Source organism: Pseudomonas sp. G11, from assembly GCF_029457515.1.
Classification (GTDB): domain Bacteria; phylum Pseudomonadota; class Gammaproteobacteria; order Pseudomonadales; family Pseudomonadaceae; genus Aquipseudomonas; species Aquipseudomonas gorinensis.
On the sequence record NZ_CP120377.1, the window covers coordinates 1,976,191 to 1,989,032 of the forward strand.

The window sequence follows — 12,842 nt, forward strand, 5'->3', positions numbered from 1 at the left end:
GCCTGTGATGTCGTCACAACCCCTTTCTTCGATCGAGATTGAATACGCCGAACGCTGCGACCGTGAGCATGCCAGGGTCTGCGGCGACACGCGCCCGCCCGGGCTGCGTCGGCGCCTGGCATCGTGGCGCGACCAGTGGTTGGTGCGCCAGGCGCTGAAAGTCGCTGGCGAGCCCGGCCTGATCCTTGACCTGGCCTGTGGCTCGGGGCGGTTCTGGCCGGTGTTGGCCGAGCACGTCAACCGGGTGATCCTGGCCTCGGACAACTCCCAGGGCATGCTCGACCATGCCTGCACCCATCACCCGGCGTCGTTGCTCAAGCGGGTCAAGACCTTCCAGGGTTCGGCGTTTTCCATCGGGTTGTCGGCAAATGCGGTGGATTGCATTTTCTGCCTGGAATTGTTTCGCCATGTACCCAACAGCGAAGCGCGCCTGGCATTGCTGAGCGAGTTTCATCGGGTCAGTCGCGACACGGTGATCGTGTCGGTGGCCTCCCGTGACCGTGTGGAGGGCGAGTTCCGCGAGGCCGGCTTTAAAGTCCTGAGCTACCAGGAGTTCCTGCCGGGCTCAAGCCTGTGGCGGGTCTACGTACTGCGCAAGAAAGGATAATTCGATTCTGTCGGACTATTCTTCACGTCCTGTCGGAGTTTTCATGGTTGCGTGTGCACTGCGGGTGCTCGCAAGTCCCCTTCGCGATATATACTGCGCGCCATTCTTCAAGGGAGAGCCGTGTGGCCATCGATATTCACTGGATCTGCGACAACGATAGCCTCGGCCAGCATTGCGCCGAATGGCAGCAGTTGCCATTCGTCGCCCTCGACACCGAATTCATGCGGGTCGATACCTTTTATCCCATTGCCGGGCTGATCCAGATTGGCGATGGCCAGCGTGCTTACCTGATCGACCCCCTGACCATCGACAATTGGCAACCCCTGGCGGCCTTGCTGGAAAACCCGGCGGTGATCAAGGTGGTCCACGCGTGCAGCGAAGACCTGGAAGTGTTGCTGCGCCTGACCGGCAGCCTGCCGGTGCCGTTGTTCGACACCCAATTGGCCGCGGCGTACCTGAACCTCGGGTTCTCCATGGGCTATTCGCGCCTGGTGCAAGCCGTGCTCGACATCGACCTGCCCAAGGGCGAGACCCGCTCGGACTGGCTGCAACGCCCCCTGTCCGAAACCCAGGTGAGCTATGCCGCCGAAGACGCGGTGCACCTGGCCGAGGTCTACATCCGCCTGCGCCCGCAACTGTCGGATGACAAATACGCCTGGGTCCTGGAAGACGGCGCCGAGCTGGTGGCCAACCTGCGCCGCGAAGTCGACCCGTACGAGGTGTACCGCGAGGCCAAGCTGGCGTGGAAATTGTCCCGTGCCCAACTCGCCGTATTGCGCGAGCTGTGTGCCTGGCGCGAGCAGCAAGCGCGTGCCCGCGACCTGCCACGCAATCGCATCATTCGCGAACACTCCTTGTGGCCCCTGGCCAAATCCCAGCCGGATAACCTCGCCGCGCTGGGCAAAATCGAAGACATGCACCCGCGCACCGTGCGTCAGGACGGCCAGTTCCTGCTGGACCTGATCAAGCGTGCCGGCAGCGTGCCCATGGACCAATGGCCGCCCGCCGTGGCTGAACCGCTGCCGGTGGACGCCGCCACGCTGATCAAGCAACTGCGCGCCCTCGGCCAGGCGTTCGCCGAGCGCCTGGACATGGCGCCGGAACTGATGCTGCGCAAGAAAACCCTCGAAGCCCTGGTCAAAAGTGGCTACCCCGATGGGCCTTATAAACTGCCAGACTCGCTGCGTGGCTGGCGCCGCGAGTTGATGGGCCAGGCGCTGCTCGACAGCCTGGCCACTGCCGGAGAACAGCCTTGAAACGTATCTGCTCCATCTATCGCAGCTTGAAAAAAGACGGCATGTACCTCTACGTGCTGAAAAGCGACGCTCTGGAGCGCGTGCCGGAGCCGTTGATGGTTGCGTTCGGCAAGCCGCACCACGCCTTCGACATGGTGCTGACGCCGGAGCGCAAGCTGTCGCGCGAAGACATCATTGTCGTGCTGGAAAACCTCGACAAGCAGGGCTACCACCTGCAAATGCCGCCGGCCGAGGACGAGTACATCGAGCACTTGCCCGAAGAGCTGTTGCGACGCAACGATCCGATGTGATCGGTCAGTGCCCTGTCCAGGGCACCGTATTCAACGCAATCGTATGAGTGGGCGGTGGCCGTAGGGAAGCGGGCGGCCGTCTGCACTGTTTTTGAAAGGTTTGAACCATGCGTGTTCTGATTGCTGAACAGGATCACCCGCTCTACGCCCAGTTGCTGAGCGAAGCGGCCCCTGACCTTGAGGTGTTGACCAGCGGCGATTCGGCCGAACTGTCGCGCCTGGCCGCCGACTGCCCGGTGTGGCTGGGCCAGCCGGACCTGCTGGCGACCCTGCTGCGCCAAGGCCACCACCCGCAGTGGCTGCAGTCGACCTGGGCCGGCATTACGCCGCTGCTGGCCGACGGCCTGCCGCGCGACTATCGCCTGACCCGCGCCGTGGGCATTTTTGGCCAGGTCATGGCGGAGTTCGTCCTCACCTACATGCTTGGCCATGAACGCGAAGTGCTGGCGCGCCTGGTCAGTCAGGTCGAGCGCAAGTGGGACAACCGCATGGGCCAGAGCCTGGCGGGGCGCACGGCGCTGATCGTCGGCACCGGTGATATCGGTCAGCGCGTGGCCGAGTTCCTGGTGCCGTTTGGCGTCAAGCTGTACGGCGTCGCCAGCACCGCTCGGGAACAGGCGCCGTTTATCGAAGTGGCCGGGCCTGATCAGTTGGGCCGCCTGGTGGGGGAGGCGGATTATGTGATCAACCTGCTGCCCAACACGCCCAATACCCATGACCTCTACGACGCGGCACTGTTCAAGCAATTCAAGCCGACCGCTTTGTTTATCAACGTCGGGCGCGGTGTGGCCGTGGTCGATGCCGACTTGGTCGAGGCCTTGAAGGAAGGGCACCTGGCCGGCGCGGTCATCGACGTCTGCCGTCAGGAACCGCTGCCGCAACGCCACCCGTTCTGGACCGCCTGGGGCCTGCTGTTGACCGGGCACAGCTCGGCGCCAACCTCGCCACGGATGATGGTGGATCTGTTCGTGCAGAACGTGCGCGCGTATCAGGCCAAGCAGGCCTTGCGCGGCGAAGTGGATTTCGAGCGCGGTTACTGACCTGACGCGGGAAAGAATGTGGGAGGGGGCAAGCCCCCTCCCACAGTTTCAGAGGCTGAAGTCACCTTCCGACACCAGCTCGCTCAACGGCTTGCGCGGGCTCGGCACTTCACGGCCTTGCAGGTACTCAGGCAGGGTCGACTTGTCGCCCAGCTTGCCCACGGCTACCGCCGCATGCAGTGCGTAACCCTCAGGAATCTTCAGCTCTTTGCGGGTCAGCTCCTGATCGAAGCCGGCCATGCCGTGGGTGTACCAGCCGCTGAGGCTGGCTTGCAGCGCCAGGTGGCCCCAGGCCGAGCCGGTGTCGAAGGTGTGCCACAGCGCCGGGGTTTCTTCCGTGGCGCCGGGGGCGATGAAGTCGGTCTTCGAGGCGATGATCACCAGGGCCGACGCATGTTGTGCCCAGCCACGGTTGAATTCGTTCAGCAGGCCGAGGAAACGCTCCCAGTCCGGCGTGTCACGGCGCGCATAGAGAAAGCGCCATGGCTGCGAGTTGTAGGCCGACGGCGCCCAGCGGGCGGCTTCGAAGAAACTCAGCAAGGTTTCCTGCGGAATGCTTTCACCGGTAAAGGCGCGCGGCGACCAGCGTTCGGTGAACTGGGTGTGGATCGGGTAATCGGCAACGCGTGGGTTTGTGCTCATGAACAGTTCCTGACGACGATGATGGGTACGGTTGGACAGGCAGGCGCAGATTCAAAAAAACGGCGCACCGATGCGCTCGGCGAAGGTTTTTTCAAGGCTCCATAGGGCATCGGGGCAATGCGGTCACGCATTTATGGCTCACGATACGGGGCCTTTGCGGCCCACAAAGCTACTGCGATGAATAGTCGCTGACAAGTCTTGCAACACCGCCAGTCGTAAGCGCTTGGCCGCGGGGGCCATGGGCACTAGACTGGCGGCCTTTTCACATTCCGATACTGATGTAGAGCCATGGCCGCCAAAGTCGAACCCTTCTGGATACGCAAAACCCTTGAGCAGCTCGACCAAGAGGAGTGGGAGTCGTTGTGCGACGGCTGTGGCCTGTGCTGCCTGCAAAAGCTTGAGGACGAAGACGACAACAGCGTCTATTACACGCGCATCGCCTGCAAACTGCTGGACCTGAAAACCTGCCAGTGCACCGACTATCCCAACCGCCGCGACTCGGTGCCTGACTGCATCCAGCTCACCCCGGGCCAGGCTGACCAGTTCAAATGGTTGCCGCCCACCTGCGGCTATCGCCTGGTCAGCGAGCGCAAGGACCTGCCGCTGTGGCACCACCTGGTCTGCGGCGACCGCGACGCCGTGCACCACGAACGCATTTCCCAGTCGGGGCGCATGCTCAGCGAAGGCAGCGTGCCCGAAGATGACTGGGAGGATTACCTGATCTTCCGCGCCGGCTGAAAAAGGAGTGTGTATGACCGTGGGAACCAAGCTGGCGACAAGCCTGGTGTTGCTGACGCTGAGCATGCCGGCGTGGTGCGCGAAGAAAGTCGACCTGGATTATCACGTCAAGCTGCTGCCCCTGAGCGATCAGGCCGAAGTCCGCGTGAGCCTGTCCCAGGGTTCGGCGGTGCGCAGCCTGAACTTCGACCTGGGCCATGACGGCGACTACAGCGACTTCAAGGCCGATGGGCAATGGAAAGTCAGTGGCCACCGTGGCGTGTGGCAGCCCAGCGCCGACAAGGCCAGCCTGACCTACCGCGTACGCCTCACCCACGCACGCAAGCCGGGCCTGTATGACACACGGATGACGCCGAGCTGGGCGCTGTTTCGCGGTGAAGACCTGGTGCCCACTGCACGGCTTGACCAGCAGGATGGCGTCGAGCTGGTGTCGCGCCTGGCGTTCGAGCTGCCGGCCGGCTGGAAGAGCGTCGAAACCGCCTGGCCGCGCATTGGCAAGAACAAGTTCCGCATTGACAACGTTTCACGCCTGTTCGACCGCCCCACTGGCTGGATGCTCGCCGGCAACCTGGGCAGCCGCCGTGTGCGCCTGGGCGAAACCGAAGTCACAGTGGCCTCGCCCAAGGGCCAGGCCATGCGCCGCATGGATGTGCTGACGCTGCTGACCTTCGTCTGGCCGCAAGTGGAAACCGCCTTTCCACGCCATCCCGCCAAGCTCCTGGTGGTCGGCGCCAGCGACCCGATGCGCCGGGGTGTGTTCTCTTCGCGCGACTCGATCTACCTCAACAGCCGCACGCCGTTGGTCAGCGAGAATGGCAGCAGCCCGTTGATTCGCGAAGTGGTGCAGGCGATTGGCCGTTTCAACGACCATGACACCAGTGACTGGATCAGCGAAGGCCTGGGAGAGTACTACGCCATTGAACTGGTGCGCCGTGCCGGAGGCATCACCGATGAACGGTATGCGGCGATACAGGCCAGGCTGGCCAAGGAAGGCAAGGACGTCACCAGCCTGCGCGGCGAGCACGTCAGCGGAGCGATTGTGGCGCGGGCCGTGGTGGTGATGCAGGAGCTGGACCGCGAGATCCGCGTGAAAACCCACAACAAGCGTTCCCTCGATGACCTGGCCCAGGCGGTGATGCGTGCGAACAGCATCACTACCGCGGAGTTTGTGCAGTTGGCCGAGAGCATCATCGGCGAATCGTCGGTGGTGCTCGACAGCAAGTTGTTACGCTGAAATCCGAGCCATGCATCAAGCAACATGTGGGAGGGGGCAAGTCCCTTCCCACATTTGGATCCCCACCTCACCGAAGGCTTGGATCACCCCGCGGTTTTTGTAGCCTTCTCAGCCGCCACTTCGGCCTTGGTCTTGAGGTTTTTCAGCTCTGCACCGGCGCGTTCGATCTTGGTGCGTACGCTGTTCATTTCCTGGCGACCTTGTTCCAGCTTGTCCTTGAGCGTGCTGTGTCCGGTAAAACCACGGGTCAGTGCCACCCCCCCAATGGCCACCTGAATCAGCCCGAAAATCCCGCCACGACGCAGGCCTTTGCCAACCATTATCACGCCACCCGCCACCGAGCCGATGCGTTCCCAGCCATGCACGTTCTGTGTGGGGCGGGTTTCAAAAGGGGTGTGTTCGATGATGGGTCGCAGGGATTTGCTGTCGCTCATGATCTGTCTCCAACAAGGGCTAGTGATATGCAGCTGACTGTTTGCAGGCGGCGGATGTTCCCGAAAAATCAGTACTTGGGCCCCGAGCGGGTGTTATTGCCCTTGGCCAGGCGGTCGTAGAGCACCACGTTGACAGTGGCGGCGAGGTTCATGCAGCCGGTGGTCGGGATGTAGATCACGTCTTCGCACCAGTCGCGAATCTCTTTATCCAGCGAGCCGTCTTCCGGGCCGAAGATATACAGCGCGCGGTCGGGGTGGGTGTATTCGGGCAGCGGGCGGGCGCCCTCCACCAGCTCGACGGCGACGGGGATGCAACCGAGCGGCAGGATCTTCTTCAGGTCATCGATACCGATCAACGGAATGTCGTGGTGGACCTTCTTGGTGTCGGTGATGAAATCCCGGGCGCGCTCGTAACGCTTGCCGGTGTAGAACACCGAGGCCACGCCGTAGCAGCCGGCGGCACGCATCACCGAGCCGACGTTTTCGGGGGATTTTGGGTTATACAGACCGATGCAGCTGTAGCGTTTATTGCCCACGGGGAAGGGTGCCTTGGATAAAAGCGGCGATTATACGGGCAATGGCGACGACTTTGGGCCGAGCAGGCTTTCTGTGGTGAGCAGGCCTACTGTGGCGAGCAGGTTTGTTGTGGCGAGCGGGCTTGCCCCGCGTTGGGCTGCGCAGCAGCCCCAATAAAGCAAAATGCGGTGTATCAGATATTGCAGGAGCGGCTGGTTTTGGGGCTGCTGCGCAGCCCAACGCGGGGCAAGCCCGCTCGCCACAAATAGATAGCGCTGTGCCCGCCACAACAAGCCTGCTCACCACAAGGATTTCAGTCGTCTTTCTTCATCAACCCCGCCAACGCCGCAAACGGGTTGTGCGTGGCCTTGGCAATCGTCGGGCTGCTGGTGGAGCCTTCGCCGAAGTACTGCTGATCGGTGTAGCGCGAGTGTTCGTTGTCGTGGCAATACAGGCAGAGCAGTTCCCAGTTGGAGCCGTCCTGGGGATTGTCATCATGATTGTGGTTACGGTGGTGTACGGTCAGTTCACTCAAGCGTTTGCCGGCGAACTCACGGGCGCAACGGCCGCACACGTGGGGGTACATTTTCAGGGCTTTGTCGCGGTAGCCCATTTCCCGGTCGCGTTGGGCATCGGCAAGGATGCGGTCCAGCTTGGCGGTGTGGGAGGGCGGGTTGGTCGAGCTCATCATGGCTCCTGGCTGTTTGGTGGGTCACGGATAGCGTTGATTCTAGCCGCTTGCGGGGCAAATGACCGCTGGCTTTTTCAGCAACCGTACAGCCTGGCGCCGGCGATCGTTTGTAGTATCGGTTCACTCAATTCATAAGGATCTGAAACCTATGCATTTACCTACATGGACAGTTGCACTTCTACTCTGCGCCCTCACGGCGCAAGCCCAGGCGTTCTCCACGCCCAAGCCCGGCCAGGTGATCGAGGTGGCCCTCGACCAGTTGCACCCCACCCAGGCCGTGGTGGGGTTCGACCAGATCTACTACAGCCTGGGGCTGTTTGCCGACAAGCCCGCCAAGGTCTTCGATGAGTACTGCGAAACCAATGGCCAGGGCGAGGCCGACAAGGTGCCCGGCAAGGCTGACCTGCACCAGCCCGACAGCTTCACCTGCAAGGACCCGGTGGGCACCCATCCCGAGGACATGAAAACCGTGGTGGTCGGCCCAGCCGGGCAGCTGTACCTGACCGACGGTCACCACAGTTTCACCACCTTGTGGGAAGTGCCCGGCGGCGGCCCGCGCTTGAAGATGTGGGTCAAGGTCACCGACGACTTCAGCAACAGCCCGAACATGGCGAGCTTCTGGCAGCGCATGGAAGCGGCCCGCAAGGTCTGGCTCAAGGACAACCAAGGCCAGACCCTGCCACCGGAGCAACTGCCGGCGCACCTGGGGTTCAAGAACCTGCAGGACGACACCTTCCGCAGCCTGGTGTATTTCACCCGCAAGGCCGCCTATGGCAAGCCGGATGCTGGGGAGATCGCGCCGGAGTTCCTGGAGTTCTATTGGGGTAACTGGCTGCGCACGCAGGTGGACCTGGGCCAGTACAACCTGAACAAGAAAGGCGGCTACAAGGATGCCATCGAAGCGGTGGCCAAGCGCATGGTCAGCCTGGCGCCGGGTTCACAGGTGGGGGATAGCGGCTTTACCGCCCATCAACTGGGCGGCATGCCCCAGTTGGACCGCGATGAGTTGGAGAAGACCTTCGACAAAAAAGTGCCGTATGTGATCGATTACCGCAAATCCCACCACTGATCGGGGATCAAAAATGTGGGAGGGGGCTTGCCCCCGATAGCGATGGATCAGTCACTGCACCTGGCACTGATAGACCGCCATCGGGGGCAAGCCCCCTCCCATATTGGATTTTCAGCGTTTGGTTAATGGTGCTCAGCCCTTGAGCTTTTCCGCAATCCAGATGGTGTGCCGGGTGCCCTTGTTGCCATGGGCGAACACCTGCACTTCCTCGGCCTTGAAACCGGCCTTGCGCAGTTTGTCGCTGAACAGCTTGTCGGCACTGGCCGACCATACGGCCAACACGCCCTTGGGCCGCAGGGCCTTGGCGCAGGCCGCCAAGCCACCGGCGGAGTAAAGCCAGCTGTTGGCTTTTTGCGTGAGGCCTTCGGGGCCGTTGTCCACATCGAGCATGATCGCGTCAAAGCCCTGGGGCTCGGCCTGCAGCACCTTGGCCACGTCTTCCAGGCGAATCAGCGTGCGCGGGTCGAGCAGCGGGCGCCCGGCTTTTTCCCCCAAGGGCCCGCGGTTCCACTCCACGACGCCCGGCACCAGTTCAGCCACCACCACCTCGGCGGTCTTGCCCAAATGCTTGAGCGCCGACGCCAGGGTGAAGCCCATGCCCAGGCCGCCAATCAATACCCGCGAACCGGGGCGGCCGGCGACTTTTCGGCAAGGAATTTCCGCCAGGGCGTCTTCGGAACCGTGCATGCGCGTGTTCATCAACTGGCCGCCGTCACCGCCCTGGATCTTGATGACAAAATCTTCACCGTACTCGAACAGGCACAAGGCACCGCCGTTATCGGGGATCGGGGTGGTGTCGAGCAGAACGAAACGTTTCATGGAAATCTCATTGGGAAGGGCATTCTTGCGCGGTTGGGAGTAGCCTTACGACATTCCGGTCAGGCCATGGAGCCATCGATGAAGTGCAGCATTCTAACGGTCATTGTGTTGAGCGCGCTCGCATTGGGTGCGGCGCAGGCTCAGGAGTTACAAACCGTACCGGTCGCGCCAGCGCCAACCCCAGGCGCACCGGGCACCCCGACGCCGACGTTGTACCCGCAAGTCACCCCGCCGGCCGTGCCCAAGACCAACGGCTCCCCCGCCTTGGCGCCGATCGTATTGCCGACGCCGCCGAAGGACCAGACGGTGCCCGGCTTGCAGCAGAACGACAGCAAGCCGAAGTCGCCCGGCGGTTAAAACTGTTGGGACAGTAATTGCCCATCGGCCATGCGCAGGCGCTTGGACAACGCGATGGCGATTGCGCGGATGATCTTTGCCGCCACACGGGGCGTTTCATTGAGCATCTTTTCCAGGGCGTCCTTGCCCAGGCTCAACAAGACGCAGTCGCTGGCGGCCACGCAGCTGGCGGAACGTCGCTCGCCGTCGAGCACCGCCATTTCACCGAAGGCCCGGCCACTGCGCAGGGTGGCGATGGTCAGGCGTTGGCCATTGTGGTTGGTTTTCTGTACCGCCACCTGGCCACTGTGGAGGATGCACATGAAGGTGCCAGCATCGCCCTCGAGGAAAATCACCTCGCCCTCGGCAATGCTGCTGATATTGAAGTAGCCGGCGGCGACGTGAAAGTCTTCCGGCAACAACGGGTCGAACAGGCCGCAGTCCATGAGCATGTCGCGGATTTCGGTGTTCATTAGCGTCGGTAGTGCCATGGCTGCAATCTTGGTCCATCAAAGGTGGCGGTCCTGTGTTCAGACAGGACCGCTCCGCGAAGTTCCTTACACCAGCCCCAGCACCTTGAACACAAATGCATATTCGAGTGCTACGTCACGAATTCCCTGGTAGCGACCGCTCATCCCGCCGTGGCCGGCGCCCAGTTCGGTCTTGAGCAGCAGCAGGTTGTCGGAGGTGGCGGTCGCCCGCAGCTTCGCCACCCACTTGGCCGCTTCCCAGTACTGCACGCGGCTGTCGTTGTAGCCAGCGATCACCAGCGTGGCCGGGTAGGCCTGGGCGCTGACGTTTTCGTACGGCGCGTAGGCCTTGATGCGTGCGTACACCTCGGGCTCCTCGGGGTTGCCCCACTCGTCGTACTCGGTGATGGTCAACGGCAGTTCCGGGTCGAGCATGGTATTGAGCACGTCGACGAACGGCACTTCGGCAATCGCCGCCTGGAACAGCTCGGGGCGTTGGTTGAGCACCGCGCCGATCAACAGGCCACCGGCACTGCCGCCGCTGATCACCAGTTGCTGGGCGGTGGTCAGGCCCTCGGCGATCAGGTGTTCGGCACAGGCAATAAAGTCGCTGAAGGTGTTCTGCTTATGTTCCTGCTTGCCGTTGCGATACCAGGCTTCACCCAGCTCGCCGCCGCCGCGCACATGGGCAATGGCGAACGCCACGCCACGGTCCAGCAGGCTCAGGCGGGCGTGGGAGAACCACGGGTCCAGACTCTGGCCGTAGGCGCCGTAACCGTAGAGGTACAGCGGCGTCGGCTTGCCGAGTTGGTCGCGCTTGACCACCAGGCTGATCGGCACCTGGGTGCCATCGGCGGAGGTGGCCCACAGGCGCCGGCTGACGTAGTCATCGGCGTTGAACACGCCTAGTACCGGGGTTTCCTTGAGCACCTGCTGCACGCCGCTGGCCAGTTCCAACTGGCGGACCTGGGCCGGGCGGTTCAGGGCTTCATAGCGCAGGCGGATCTTGTCGCTGACGAATTCCAGGCTGTTCTGGACGTAGAGGCTGTAGGCGGCGTCGGGTAATTCCACGCGATAGGCCGGCACGCCTTGGGGGTGTACTTCGATCACCGGCAGGCCGCCGATGCGCAGGCTCAGGGTCATGGCGTAGGCGTTCAGGCTGACGCCGTCGAGCATCACCTCGTCGCTGTGGGGGATCAGGTTCTGCCACTCATCCTCGGTTGGCACGTCGCCAATGTCGGTCGCCACAAACAGGGCGTAGTTGATGCCATCACGGTTGCTGCGGATAAACCAGGTCCACGCGCCATTCAGTTGGCCGTGGTCGACATCGTATTCATGGTCCTCGACCCGTGGTGCCAGGCAGGTGAAGTCCAGGTGCGGCTGGTTGGCGTCCAGGGCCCAGATTTCGCTGGTGGTCTTGCTGCCCAGGGCCAGCAGCAACTGGCGCTCTGAGCTGGAGCGGTAGCAGTGCAGGAAGAAACGCCCGTCGGGCTCATGGAACACTTCCTGCGCGGCCGTACCATCCAGGCGGTAGCGATACAGCTTGTGTGGGCGGTGGGTGTCATCCAGCTCGCCGAAGAACAGGGTCAGGCTGTCATTGGCCCAGGTCATGCTGCCGTCGCAGTTGTCGAACGCCAGTTCGCTGACTTTGTCGGTGGCCAATTCCTTCACGTACAGGGTGTAGATCTCTTCGCCATTGGTGTCGAGGCTGTAGGCCAGGCGCTGGTGGTCGGGGCTGATGCTGAACGCGCCGAGGGAGAAGAAGCCACCGTTGGCCAGGGCGTTGGGGTCCAGCAGCAGCTCTTCGCTGCTGGCGTCCACCTGGTTGCTGTCGTCGGCCGGGCGGCGGCAGCGGTAGTGGCGGGCATACTCGTCACCGGCGGTGGTGCGTGTGTAGTACAGGTACGGGCCCCAAGGGGAGGGCAGCGACAGGTCGGTTTCGAGGATGCGCCCCTTGATCTCCTCGAACAGGGTTTCGCGCAGGGCCTGCTGGTCGGCGAGTTGGGCTTCCAGCCAGGCGTTTTCGGCCTTGAGGTAATCGAGCACTTCAGCGCTGTCACGCTCTTGCAGCCAGGCGTACGGGTCCTGGCCTGGGGCTTTGCGGGCAATCGGGGCGGCAGTGATGTGGGTCGATGAAGGCATGGATCACTCTCTGTCTGGCGGATGGTGGCAGCCATTGCAGCCGCGACACGCAAAAGCCGTTATCATAGCCGCCTGTTTGCCTACGTTGCCATGGACACCATGACCGAGAACGACTATCTGACCGCTTGGGGCCTTTACGCCTTCGCCGCTTTGGGCTGCCTGTTGGTGTGGTGGCGCATGACCCGCTGGATCTGGCGTTGGTTGCGCGAGCCGCTGCAATTGCTGATGGCGGTGCTGCTGTTCAGCCCGACCATCGTCGATCCGGTCAAGACCCAGTTCGCCCCGGCCGTGGCCATCACCGCGATGGACCTGGTGCTCAAGGTCGGCAATAACGCCTGGCGGGCCGTCTCCGATCTGTTCATGTACACGATGATCGCCTTTGGCGTGTATATCGTCATCGTGTTGATCCGTTGGCCCATCGAGCGTGCCGCCAAGGCCCGCCGTGAGCGCAAGGCCGCGGTCGATGCCGCCTTGGCTGCCGAGCCGGAAGACGAAGACGATGAACCGTTCCGTCGCCCGGCGCCGGTGAGCGGTATGCGGGTCGAACCGCGCCTTTAA

Annotated in this window: 16 protein-coding genes; 9 read left to right on the forward strand and 7 right to left on the reverse strand. The window is 62.7% G+C overall.

What is annotated here, in order from left to right; genetic code table 11:
• Positions 1 to 7 precede the first annotated feature (7 nt).
• The 4 genes from P2T68_RS09040 (at position 8) to P2T68_RS09055 (ending at position 3,193) form a co-directional block, all read left to right on the forward strand.
• Positions 8 to 607 carry a class I SAM-dependent methyltransferase gene (locus P2T68_RS09040; protein ID WP_024074043.1) on the forward strand — a complete coding sequence of 200 codons (600 nt, stop codon included), beginning with the start codon at positions 8 to 10 and terminating at the stop codon, positions 605 to 607.
• A 122-nt stretch (positions 608 to 729) separates the two neighbouring features.
• Positions 730 to 1,863, forward strand: a complete 1,134-nt coding sequence (gene rnd / locus P2T68_RS09045) for a ribonuclease D (RefSeq protein ID WP_102625243.1) — start codon at positions 730 to 732, stop codon at positions 1,861 to 1,863.
• A complete protein-coding gene (locus tag P2T68_RS09050) occupies positions 1,860 to 2,153 on the forward strand; it encodes a YcgL domain-containing protein (protein ID WP_024074045.1) in 294 nt (97 codons plus the stop codon). The genes rnd and P2T68_RS09050 overlap by 4 nt, the downstream gene beginning before the upstream one ends.
• A gap of 107 nt (positions 2,154 to 2,260) precedes the next feature.
• Positions 2,261 to 3,193 (forward strand): D-2-hydroxyacid dehydrogenase, encoded by a 933-nt coding sequence (locus P2T68_RS09055; protein ID WP_024074046.1) that lies wholly within the window; start codon positions 2,261 to 2,263, stop codon positions 3,191 to 3,193.
• Positions 3,194 to 3,241: 48 nt separating this feature from the next.
• On the opposite strand, the gene P2T68_RS09060 is transcribed toward P2T68_RS09055, so the two are convergent.
• Positions 3,242 to 3,835: a nitroreductase family protein gene (locus P2T68_RS09060; RefSeq protein WP_024074047.1), complete on the reverse strand. Its 594-nt coding sequence runs from the start codon at positions 3,833 to 3,835 to the stop codon at positions 3,242 to 3,244.
• Between the two features lie 288 nt (positions 3,836 to 4,123).
• On the opposite strand from P2T68_RS09060, the gene P2T68_RS09065 reads away from it, so the two are divergent.
• Positions 4,124 to 4,573, forward strand: a complete 450-nt coding sequence (locus P2T68_RS09065; protein ID WP_024074048.1) for a YcgN family cysteine cluster protein — start codon at positions 4,124 to 4,126, stop codon at positions 4,571 to 4,573.
• Positions 4,574 to 4,586: 13 nt separating this feature from the next.
• Positions 4,587 to 5,807, forward strand: coding sequence for a hypothetical protein (locus P2T68_RS09070; RefSeq protein ID WP_024074049.1), 1,221 nt, complete (start codon positions 4,587 to 4,589; stop codon positions 5,805 to 5,807).
• An 83-nt stretch (positions 5,808 to 5,890) separates the two neighbouring features.
• Here the strand turns inward: P2T68_RS09070 and P2T68_RS09075 are convergent, their stop codons facing one another.
• The 3 genes from P2T68_RS09075 to P2T68_RS09085 form a co-directional block, all read right to left on the reverse strand.
• Positions 5,891 to 6,241, reverse strand: coding sequence for a DUF2892 domain-containing protein (locus P2T68_RS09075; RefSeq protein ID WP_024074050.1), 351 nt, complete (start codon positions 6,239 to 6,241; stop codon positions 5,891 to 5,893).
• A 68-nt stretch (positions 6,242 to 6,309) separates the two neighbouring features.
• Complete coding sequence (locus P2T68_RS09080) at positions 6,310 to 6,777, reverse strand: RNA methyltransferase (protein ID WP_003210674.1); 468 nt, start codon at positions 6,775 to 6,777, stop codon at positions 6,310 to 6,312.
• A gap of 293 nt (positions 6,778 to 7,070) precedes the next feature.
• Positions 7,071 to 7,445 (reverse strand): YajD family HNH nuclease, encoded by a 375-nt coding sequence (locus P2T68_RS09085; RefSeq protein ID WP_003210675.1) that lies wholly within the window; start codon positions 7,443 to 7,445, stop codon positions 7,071 to 7,073.
• A 151-nt stretch (positions 7,446 to 7,596) separates the two neighbouring features.
• On the opposite strand from P2T68_RS09085, the gene P2T68_RS09090 reads away from it, so the two are divergent.
• On the forward strand, positions 7,597 to 8,517 hold the full coding sequence (locus P2T68_RS09090) for a ParB/Srx family N-terminal domain-containing protein (protein ID WP_193690329.1): 921 nt from the start codon (positions 7,597 to 7,599) through the stop codon (positions 8,515 to 8,517).
• 132 nt (positions 8,518 to 8,649) lie between these two features.
• On the opposite strand, the gene P2T68_RS09095 is transcribed toward P2T68_RS09090, so the two are convergent.
• Complete coding sequence (locus P2T68_RS09095; protein ID WP_024074052.1) at positions 8,650 to 9,336, reverse strand: spermidine synthase; 687 nt, start codon at positions 9,334 to 9,336, stop codon at positions 8,650 to 8,652.
• A 78-nt stretch (positions 9,337 to 9,414) separates the two neighbouring features.
• On the opposite strand from P2T68_RS09095, the gene P2T68_RS09100 reads away from it, so the two are divergent.
• Complete coding sequence (locus P2T68_RS09100) at positions 9,415 to 9,693, forward strand: hypothetical protein (RefSeq protein WP_041160864.1); 279 nt, start codon at positions 9,415 to 9,417, stop codon at positions 9,691 to 9,693.
• Here P2T68_RS09100 and P2T68_RS09105 read toward each other — a convergent pair.
• Positions 9,690 to 10,163 (reverse strand): cyclic nucleotide-binding domain-containing protein, encoded by a 474-nt coding sequence (locus P2T68_RS09105; RefSeq protein ID WP_024074054.1) that lies wholly within the window; start codon positions 10,161 to 10,163, stop codon positions 9,690 to 9,692. The two genes, P2T68_RS09100 and P2T68_RS09105, sit on opposite strands and share 4 nt — an antisense overlap.
• A gap of 66 nt (positions 10,164 to 10,229) precedes the next feature.
• On the reverse strand, positions 10,230 to 12,284 hold the full coding sequence (locus tag P2T68_RS09110) for a S9 family peptidase (protein WP_150293012.1): 2,055 nt from the start codon (positions 12,282 to 12,284) through the stop codon (positions 10,230 to 10,232).
• A gap of 21 nt (positions 12,285 to 12,305) precedes the next feature.
• Between P2T68_RS09110 and P2T68_RS09115 the strand changes: the two genes are divergently transcribed.
• Positions 12,306 to 12,842, forward strand: coding sequence for a hypothetical protein (locus P2T68_RS09115; RefSeq protein ID WP_024074056.1), 537 nt, complete (start codon positions 12,306 to 12,308; stop codon positions 12,840 to 12,842).

Coding starts and splice junctions, on each gene's coding strand:
- P2T68_RS09055 (WP_024074046.1), top strand. CDS start 2,261: ATGCGTGTTCTGATTGCTGAACAGGATCACCCGCTCTACGCCCAGTTG.
- P2T68_RS09090 (WP_193690329.1), top strand. CDS start 7,597: ATGCATTTACCTACATGGACAGTTGCACTTCTACTCTGCGCCCTCACG.
- P2T68_RS09070 (WP_024074049.1), top strand. CDS start 4,587: ATGACCGTGGGAACCAAGCTGGCGACAAGCCTGGTGTTGCTGACGCTG.
- P2T68_RS09040 (WP_024074043.1), top strand. CDS start 8: ATGTCGTCACAACCCCTTTCTTCGATCGAGATTGAATACGCCGAACGC.
- P2T68_RS09100 (WP_041160864.1), top strand. CDS start 9,415: ATGAAGTGCAGCATTCTAACGGTCATTGTGTTGAGCGCGCTCGCATTG.
- P2T68_RS09110 (WP_150293012.1), bottom strand. CDS start 12,284: ATGCCTTCATCGACCCACATCACTGCCGCCCCGATTGCCCGCAAAGCC.
- P2T68_RS09065 (WP_024074048.1), top strand. CDS start 4,124: ATGGCCGCCAAAGTCGAACCCTTCTGGATACGCAAAACCCTTGAGCAG.
- P2T68_RS09105 (WP_024074054.1), bottom strand. CDS start 10,163: ATGGCACTACCGACGCTAATGAACACCGAAATCCGCGACATGCTCATG.
- P2T68_RS09095 (WP_024074052.1), bottom strand. CDS start 9,336: ATGAAACGTTTCGTTCTGCTCGACACCACCCCGATCCCCGATAACGGC.
- P2T68_RS09085 (WP_003210675.1), bottom strand. CDS start 7,445: ATGAGCTCGACCAACCCGCCCTCCCACACCGCCAAGCTGGACCGCATC.
- P2T68_RS09115 (WP_024074056.1), top strand. CDS start 12,306: ATGGTGGCAGCCATTGCAGCCGCGACACGCAAAAGCCGTTATCATAGC.
- P2T68_RS09075 (WP_024074050.1), bottom strand. CDS start 6,241: ATGAGCGACAGCAAATCCCTGCGACCCATCATCGAACACACCCCTTTT.
- P2T68_RS09060 (WP_024074047.1), bottom strand. CDS start 3,835: ATGAGCACAAACCCACGCGTTGCCGATTACCCGATCCACACCCAGTTC.